The sequence below is a fragment of the Microcystis flos-aquae FACHB-1344 genome, assembly GCF_014698375.1.
Taxonomy (GTDB): Bacteria; Cyanobacteriota; Cyanobacteriia; order Cyanobacteriales; family Microcystaceae; genus Microcystis; species Microcystis aeruginosa.
Genome location: NZ_JACJSW010000012.1, coordinates 1 through 7095, shown reverse-complemented (window position 1 = coordinate 7095; position 7095 = coordinate 1). Strand labels below are relative to the sequence as shown.

Below are 7095 nucleotides of genomic sequence, written 5' to 3'. Positions count from 1 at the left end.
GTGGGCAAGGTTCTTAATCAGTTTAAGGTCAATAAATACTATAACCTAGAGATAACAGAGGAAGGCTTTTCTTATCAGCGTAAGCTGGAATTAATCGCTCAAGAAACGGCCTTGGATGGTGTGTATGTGTTAAGAACTTCTCTGGAGTCAACTTTGATGGATGCAGCGACGACGGTTAAAGCTTATAAAAGTTTGTCTCAAGTGGAGGAGGCATTTCGCTGTTATAAGTCAATTGATTTAAAGGTACGTCCTATCTATCATTATAAGGGTGATAGAGTCAAGGCTCATATCTTTTTATGTATGTTGGCTTATTATGTGGAATGGCATTTAAAACAGTCTTTGGCTCCTTTGTTATTTGAGGATGAAGAAATTGATGATGGTTCTCTGAATGTGATTAAGGCGAGTCGGAGTGAATCCGCTCAGTCTAAAGAGAGAAAAAAACGGAATCAAGAGAACCTCCCTGTGCATAGTTTTCGGACTTTGTTGGAAGACTTGGGGACAATTTGCTTGAATACAGTGGAATGTACGATTAGGGAGGGAAGTTATCGTTTTTCTAAGATAACTCGACCGACCCAACTGCAACAATCATGCGTTAGATTTATTGGGAGTTTCCCTGATTTGTACCCAGTAACGGGGCGGCGGAAATTCTTTTAATCCCTTCTACAGCACAGGTTATGGCTTTTTGTCAACGGGGAAGTCCAGTTGTATGAGGAATCACACCAATCAAAGCTCGATCCTCATCTCCATAAGGTTCACTCACAACAAGAGCGGGGCGTACTTTTGCTGCTATCCCAAAATCAATCAACCAAACTTCGCTACGAACTGGCTTCGGATTCCCCATCTGCTTCCTCCTCTGCATCTAGACGAGCAAACGATTGAGCGGCAAAAAGAACTGCATCATCATTACTCCAATCACCATAGTCTCCAGTCGGACTCAGGCTGGCTGAAAGGAACTCAGATTTTTCTCTAGCTGAAAGTTTTTTGAACTGTCTAAGAAGTGTTACAACGGCTTCACTCATGGCTTCAACTGATCGCTTGTAGATTACTTTCTGTCCACTAGGTTAGCACAGCGATCGCTCTTTCAAAAACCAAAATGATCGTGGTTTTAAAGTTTAATTAACAAGAAGATAGCGATCGCACTGGATGAAAGTGTTTCTAAGGCGATCGCCCTAAATACCACCTCTTAGCTCTTCCACATCATTTAATGTCAGAGGTGCTTGGGAACTGTGGCGAACATACAACACATAAACGGTATCATCTCGAATGGCAAAAAGCACTCGATACACATTTTTTGCTTTTCCATAGAGAAGTTGGCGTACTTCTTCGGGAAAAATTTCATGTTCTACGGCCAATGCACAACGCTGAGGTTTCTCTTGGAGAGTTGCTATCGTATTCATTAATTCTCGAAACCAACGATCAGCAAACTCAGGATTACGCTCTCGATACCAGCGATAGGCTTGTTCAATCTGAGCTTCTGCAATTGGGGTAATTTCAACCTGAAATGTCATATTTTTGTTGCATTTCCTGAACGAAATCTTCAATCGGGCGAGTTTGACCCGCGTTTAGTTCCTCAAAGCCTTGCTGAATCCCCTTGATTGTTTCCAATTGTTCTAATAGTTGGCGTAGTTTGGCAGAATTAATTTTGTCAGGATCGAGAAAGGTGACGAGAACCTGGACGCGATCGCCAATATCTTGCGGTAGTTCGGTGAAGCGGATTTGTCCATCCTGATAAATGCCTTCGATGGTTTTTAGCATAGGTTGCTGTTTGGTTGGTTTCCTCTTCAATTTTAGCAGCTAATTTGAAAGGGCTGAATATGCCATAATTTAGGGTGTAAGACACGGAGAGCCATTAGGGATTGATCGAGTGGTTTTGTTATCTCGACAAAAGCGGAGAAAAAGTAATTTATGGCAACGTCGTTTTTGGGAATATTTAATGTGAGATGAACGAGATTATGGGTTACATTGTGATTATATTGATTACAATTCTGGGCGGCATGGGTTATGTTTAAAACCGCAGGATTGGCCGTTTTCCAGTATCCATCGGTTGATTGCTGAAGGTGTTTATCCGTCTGATTGGGGCATGATAGAAACCCCCGTTATTCCTGATAATATTGGCGATGAGTAACGGTAGGATGTGTTAGCGTAGCGTAACGCATATAAAACACAAAAGGCGCGTTAAGTAACGCACCCTACAAGATCGGCGATCGCACTAACCTCAGCAAGAAGTACCAGCAACATTAGAAGTTCTGCCAGTTAATACATCTCTTGCTTGAACTGCAAATTCTTTTCTTATACCGAAAGAACACATCATAGCAACATCGTATCTAATTTGCCCTAGATAGTCCGCTTGTAAAGAAGGAGTATCTGTACTTTGATTTCTGCCAAAAGCACTAATAGATGTGACTGTCACAGTAAGAACAACCGATTGCCCCTTAGAAAAGCCACTTCCACCCACAGACATCGTCCACGCCCCTGCAACCAACTTTTGTTCAACACTAATAACAGGAGGAGAAGATGGTGGTGGATTTTGAGATGGATTTTGAGGTGGATATCCAGTAGATTCATAAGGGAGAACAAAGTTAAATCCTGCTGCTGAATGGGCACCTCCGGCTGGACAGATCCCTCCTTTGTAATAATTGCTTCCCGGCCAACCCTGATAGAACATTGACTGACACTTGACGCAGTAACGCCACTTATCCTGTCGAGTTGATGTTTCAGGGATGTCATGTGGGATAACATAGTTGGAAGGCCCAGGGGTGTGAGTCCCCCCGGCTGGGCAAACTCCCCCTTTGTTGTAATAATCGCTTCCCGGCCAACCCTTATAAAACATTGATAGACACTTCGTGCATTCACGCCACTTATCCTGCGCGGTTGGTGTTTCGCGTTCATCATATGAGATAGCAAATATGTATCCAGCTGCTTGATGCCCTCCCCCAGCTGGACATACACCTCTATTAGCCGATCCGTCGTAAAACAGCGATTGACACTTGACACAGTAACGCCAATGTGGCGAAACGTGAGCTACAGCAGATTCAAAATCACTGAATAGAAAGGTAGCTCCTGTCCCTCCGATAAAACCTATACCTGCCTTCAGAAAGGTACGACGACACGGATGTTTCGACATAAATTCCTCTTCTTAGATACATTCCAACCAAGCACTTGAGCAGCCTAGCTAGGTGCCAAATTTACAATTGCTAGACATCAAATATTTGTCTATCTAACGGCTTAATTATGCCCCGATCACTTATCAATTTCTTAACTTTGCGATCGCCAATAACTTATCGGAACTCATCGACAAAGCAATTCATTTTTGAGCGCCTAATCTTGGCTGAAAACCGATAACTCTGACGGGCTTTTCGGATTTGGCATAACAAGGACTATACGGAAACTTTCCATATATCATGCCAAATACGCATTTTTTAAAGAATCTTTCTGTATATCACGCTCAAATAGAGCGATCACCAGAAGTTTCTATTAAATCCTAAAGGTAGTTTATTTTATCTCTACACCCAACGCAACTAAAGTTTACCAACTTAAGGAAAAAGTTCGCAAAATTCCCCAAATCCCTACCCCACCTAACTTCCAGCCCCTCAACCCTCCCGCAAAAATCCTTAACTTGGGAAAAATCCCCAACTTTACCAACTTAAGCCCAAGCTTTGTCAAAATATCCTGACAATCTCCCCACTCTCCCAACCCCAAACTTGTAACTCATGCCCAAAACCCCAAAAACAGCAATGCCAACATCCCACCTTAGCCATCTCCACAGACCAGAAACCCACCCCACCGCAGAAACGAGAGAAACCTCTTGCCTCGGCAACCCTGGGATGATTCCATAGCGATAAACCGATAATGAAAAAAAGCCAAGCCTTAACGACCCTGAAATTAACCTTAAAACCCGAACACCAAAAGCTGATCGAAGCCAAACTAAATACGGGGCGTTATGCCAATCCAGATGAAATCATTGCCGAAGCTTTGCAATTACTCAGTAAACGCGATTGCTATCAACAATGGGCAATCGAGTTTGATCCCCCTCAATCCCCCTTAAAAAAGGGGACTTTCTTGAAGAGGCGAAGGAATTGACGGGGAAACCGCGATACAATCAGCGATCGCCCGATAAATCTCTATAATATTCTATAATATCGAGTATTCCCCCATCCCAAACCAGCCATGACAGCCAAAGAACAACTCCTACAGGAAATCGAAACCGCCTCCGATGAAACCATTGACCAACTCCTCAACTTCCTCCATCAAACCCAAACCACCAAACCGAAACAACCCTTTTGGCAATTTATCGAAGAACTCACCGCCGATATTCCCCCAGAAGTCTTAGAAACCCTACCCACCGATGGAGCCGAACAACACGATCATTATCTTTATGGCACACCAAAACAATAACAATGAAACTCATCTTTGCTGATACTTTTTATTGGATTGCCTTGATTAATCCCAGAGATAACTGGCACTTTATTGCCTTAAATTATGCCCAGAAATATACAGATGATTATCTAATAACTACCGATGGCATTGTAGATGAAACACTCAATTATTTTGCAACTAAAGGTGCGATTATGCGTCGAAAAGCTCTTGCGACCTACTTTCAAATCCGTCAAGAGCCGAACATGGAAATTATTTCTTATACGCCTCAACTCAGACAAGCTGGAATTCAACTATTTGATGAACGTCCTGATAAGGGCTATAGCCTGACAGACTGCATTTCTATGATTGTGATGAAACAAAGGAGAATTGCAGAAGTATTAACCCATGACAAACACTTCACCCAAGAAAACTTTCGGATTTTGTTCCAAGATTCTAATTTTAATAACTTTACTTAGAATTTGATCACTTAGATCAGGATTCCATTCTGTAGCTCCACAGCATCAGGCATCGTCAGGAAATTTATTAAGCATAACGGCGATCGCCTAACCCTAACTTTCAAGAACAATATAGACTCTTTTCTGCCGAACCTCTTAAATTCAGACTAAACTAGACTATCACTGCAATATCATAGACTTAGTTAAGAGAATTGTTAGAGAACCGTAACCATGCTCAAACATTATGACGTGACCATCGAAGGCGATCATATCCAATGGCTAGGGGAAAAACCCAAAGCACAGACCCTCCGCGCCATCATTATCATTGAAGAAGAACCATCTCTCTCGACCCAAGTAAAACGCACGACCCCTGCTCATTTAATCGGTAAAGGCAAAACCTTAGGGGATATTGTCAGTCCTATCGTGGATCAAGAAGATTGGGAATCTCTAAAATGATCATTCTGCCTCGGCAAACCCGGAATGATTTCACCGCGACAAACCTATAATGAAAAAAAGTCAAGCCTTAACAACCATGAAATTAACTTTAAAACCCGAACACCAAAAGCTGATCGAAGCCAAACTAGATACAGGGCGTTATGCCAATCCAGATGAAATCATTGCCGAAGCCTTGCAATTACTCAGCAAACGCGATCAGTATCAAAAATGGGTGGAAGACATTGGCCAAAAAATTGATATTGCTGCCGAACAATTGGATCGAGGCGAAGGAATTGACGGAGAAACCGCGATCGCTCAACTCAAAGCAAGACTTCAAAAAAACTGTGAAGCTTAAATATTCATGGATCAATACATCATTTCGACCGAAGCCATTCGAGATATGGAACAAATTCTTGATTATTTGGCTAATACCAATATTAATGCGGGCGAGAAATTCCTAGAAGAGTTTAGCAAAAAGTGTCGTTATCTTAGCCAATTTCCTCTAATGGGGCGCAGTTATCGAGAGATTCGTCCCTATTTGCGTGGCTTACCGATGAAAAACTACATTATTTTCTATCGCTTAACTGAGCAAGGGCTAGAAATTATGCGTGTTGTTAAAGGAGAGCGAGATTTAGAAGCTTTTTTCTTTGAAAACCCCTAAAAAATAAAGGCAATTACTTTTTTCAACTGTTTATAATAGAGAGCGCTATAATCTGGAACATCCCCCCATCCCAAACCACCCATGACAGCCAAAGAACAACTCCTCCAGGAAATCGAAACCGCTTCCGATGAAACCATTCACCAACTCCTCGATTTCCTCCATCAAACCCAAACCGCCAAACCGAAACAACCCTTTTGGCAATTCATTGAAGAACTCACCGCCGATATTCCCCCAGAAGTCCTAGAAACCTTACCCACCGACGGATCCGAACAACACGATCATTATCTTTATAGCACACCAAAACAATAATAATGAAAGTCATTTTTGCTGATACCTTTTAAAAGATTTTAATTTAATTATTAATCATTCTGTCATTATTAACTGGACTCGTGATCCCTTTGATCGCTTAATTGTTAGTAACGCTTCAGTAGATAACCACATTTTGCTCACCAAAGATTATCATATTTTAAATCATTATGAAAATGCCGTATGGGATTAATCACAATCTATGGGAAATTGATGAAGCATAACGGCGCTCGCATCATTCAATCCCTAAATAACGATGGACTCCTATAGGTTAAGTACATAATAACTGTTCAAGGAGAATCATCAGCGAATTCACCAGGTTAAAATCCTGACTCCTAGTGCAAACTTTAAATCTTGTAAAAAAAGTAATTTTTTGTATCCCCACTGATTACCATAATATAAAATTCTGCTAATCTCTATGTTGATGAGGTAACTTATGGAACAGTCAAAGGGTAAATCCTCTCGTCAGCGCGGCGTAATCTTAACCTCCATCGGCTACCAAAAACTGCACCGTGCTAAAGTGAATTGGGAAATAAAACAAAACACTCGCTGCACCTTAGACATTCTTAGCCAACACACTGGACTGACCGCCAATACTCTCAGTAAAATTTTTAGTCGCTCTGTCGCCGTTGATAAACGTAGTCTGTACGTCTGCTTTTCTGCCTTTAATCTCGATTTAGACGGTCAAGATTATTTATCCAGTTTTACCCTTGCCTACAAAGACGGCCAATTTTCACATTGGGGGATAAATATGAACTGTTAAAAAGAAGGTGACAGCTAATAAAATCGCACTGACTAGGGTGGTAATAGTCTCGACAATCGGCGCGGACTCGGATTTATCTCTTTTGGCCAAAACACTGACCAAAGCGCTGTGAAAGGGGC

At 41.8% G+C, this 7095-nt stretch carries 12 protein-coding genes and 1 pseudogene; 9 read left to right on the top strand and 4 right to left on the bottom strand.

Annotated features, from left to right (window positions below; translation table 11 throughout):
• Window positions 1–631 (top strand): annotated as a pseudogene (locus H6G48_RS00290) (IS1634 family transposase); the annotation flags it as partial.
• 184 nt (window positions 632–815) lie between these two features.
• Here H6G48_RS00290 and H6G48_RS00285 read toward each other — a convergent pair.
• The 4 genes from H6G48_RS00285 to H6G48_RS00270 all read right to left on the bottom strand — a co-directional run bounded on the left by H6G48_RS00285 (window position 816) and on the right by H6G48_RS00270 (window position 2665).
• Window positions 816–1019 (bottom strand): hypothetical protein, encoded by a 204-nt coding sequence (locus H6G48_RS00285; RefSeq protein ID WP_002797544.1) that lies wholly within the window; start codon window positions 1017–1019, stop codon window positions 816–818.
• Window positions 1020–1169: 150 nt separating this feature from the next.
• On the bottom strand, window positions 1170–1508 hold the full coding sequence (locus tag H6G48_RS00280; RefSeq protein WP_190717955.1) for a type II toxin-antitoxin system RelE/ParE family toxin: 339 nt from the start codon (window positions 1506–1508) through the stop codon (window positions 1170–1172).
• Window positions 1492–1755: a hypothetical protein gene (locus H6G48_RS00275; protein ID WP_190717952.1), complete on the bottom strand. Its 264-nt coding sequence runs from the start codon at window positions 1753–1755 to the stop codon at window positions 1492–1494. The genes H6G48_RS00280 and H6G48_RS00275 overlap by 17 nt, the downstream gene beginning before the upstream one ends.
• A gap of 460 nt (window positions 1756–2215) precedes the next feature.
• The gene (locus tag H6G48_RS00270; protein ID WP_190717950.1) at window positions 2216–2665 is read right to left on the bottom strand and encodes a hypothetical protein; all 450 of its coding nucleotides are present in this window, start codon (window positions 2663–2665) and stop codon (window positions 2216–2218) included.
• Window positions 2666–3849: 1184 nt separating this feature from the next.
• Here H6G48_RS00270 and H6G48_RS25855 point away from each other — a divergent pair.
• The 8 genes from H6G48_RS25855 (at window position 3850) to H6G48_RS00230 (ending at window position 6976) form a co-directional block, all read left to right on the top strand.
• The gene (locus tag H6G48_RS25855; RefSeq protein ID WP_242034471.1) at window positions 3850–4080 is read left to right on the top strand and encodes a ribbon-helix-helix domain-containing protein; all 231 of its coding nucleotides are present in this window, start codon (window positions 3850–3852) and stop codon (window positions 4078–4080) included.
• Between the two features lie 87 nt (window positions 4081–4167).
• Complete coding sequence (locus tag H6G48_RS00260; protein ID WP_045356058.1) at window positions 4168–4395, top strand: hypothetical protein; 228 nt, start codon at window positions 4168–4170, stop codon at window positions 4393–4395.
• 2 nt (window positions 4396–4397) lie between these two features.
• The gene (locus H6G48_RS00255; RefSeq protein WP_190717947.1) at window positions 4398–4832 is read left to right on the top strand and encodes a type II toxin-antitoxin system VapC family toxin; all 435 of its coding nucleotides are present in this window, start codon (window positions 4398–4400) and stop codon (window positions 4830–4832) included.
• A gap of 210 nt (window positions 4833–5042) precedes the next feature.
• A complete protein-coding gene (locus H6G48_RS00250) occupies window positions 5043–5267 on the top strand; it encodes a hypothetical protein (protein WP_190717944.1) in 225 nt (74 codons plus the stop codon).
• A 76-nt stretch (window positions 5268–5343) separates the two neighbouring features.
• Window positions 5344–5601, top strand: a complete 258-nt coding sequence (locus H6G48_RS00245; protein WP_190717941.1) for a ribbon-helix-helix domain-containing protein — start codon at window positions 5344–5346, stop codon at window positions 5599–5601.
• A gap of 6 nt (window positions 5602–5607) precedes the next feature.
• A complete protein-coding gene (locus tag H6G48_RS00240) occupies window positions 5608–5907 on the top strand; it encodes a type II toxin-antitoxin system RelE/ParE family toxin (RefSeq protein ID WP_190717938.1) in 300 nt (99 codons plus the stop codon).
• A gap of 81 nt (window positions 5908–5988) precedes the next feature.
• Window positions 5989–6216, top strand: a complete 228-nt coding sequence (locus H6G48_RS00235) for a hypothetical protein (RefSeq protein WP_190717936.1) — start codon at window positions 5989–5991, stop codon at window positions 6214–6216.
• Window positions 6217–6649: 433 nt separating this feature from the next.
• On the top strand, window positions 6650–6976 hold the full coding sequence (locus H6G48_RS00230; protein ID WP_190717933.1) for a hypothetical protein: 327 nt from the start codon (window positions 6650–6652) through the stop codon (window positions 6974–6976).
• Window positions 6977–7095 lie beyond the last annotated feature (119 nt).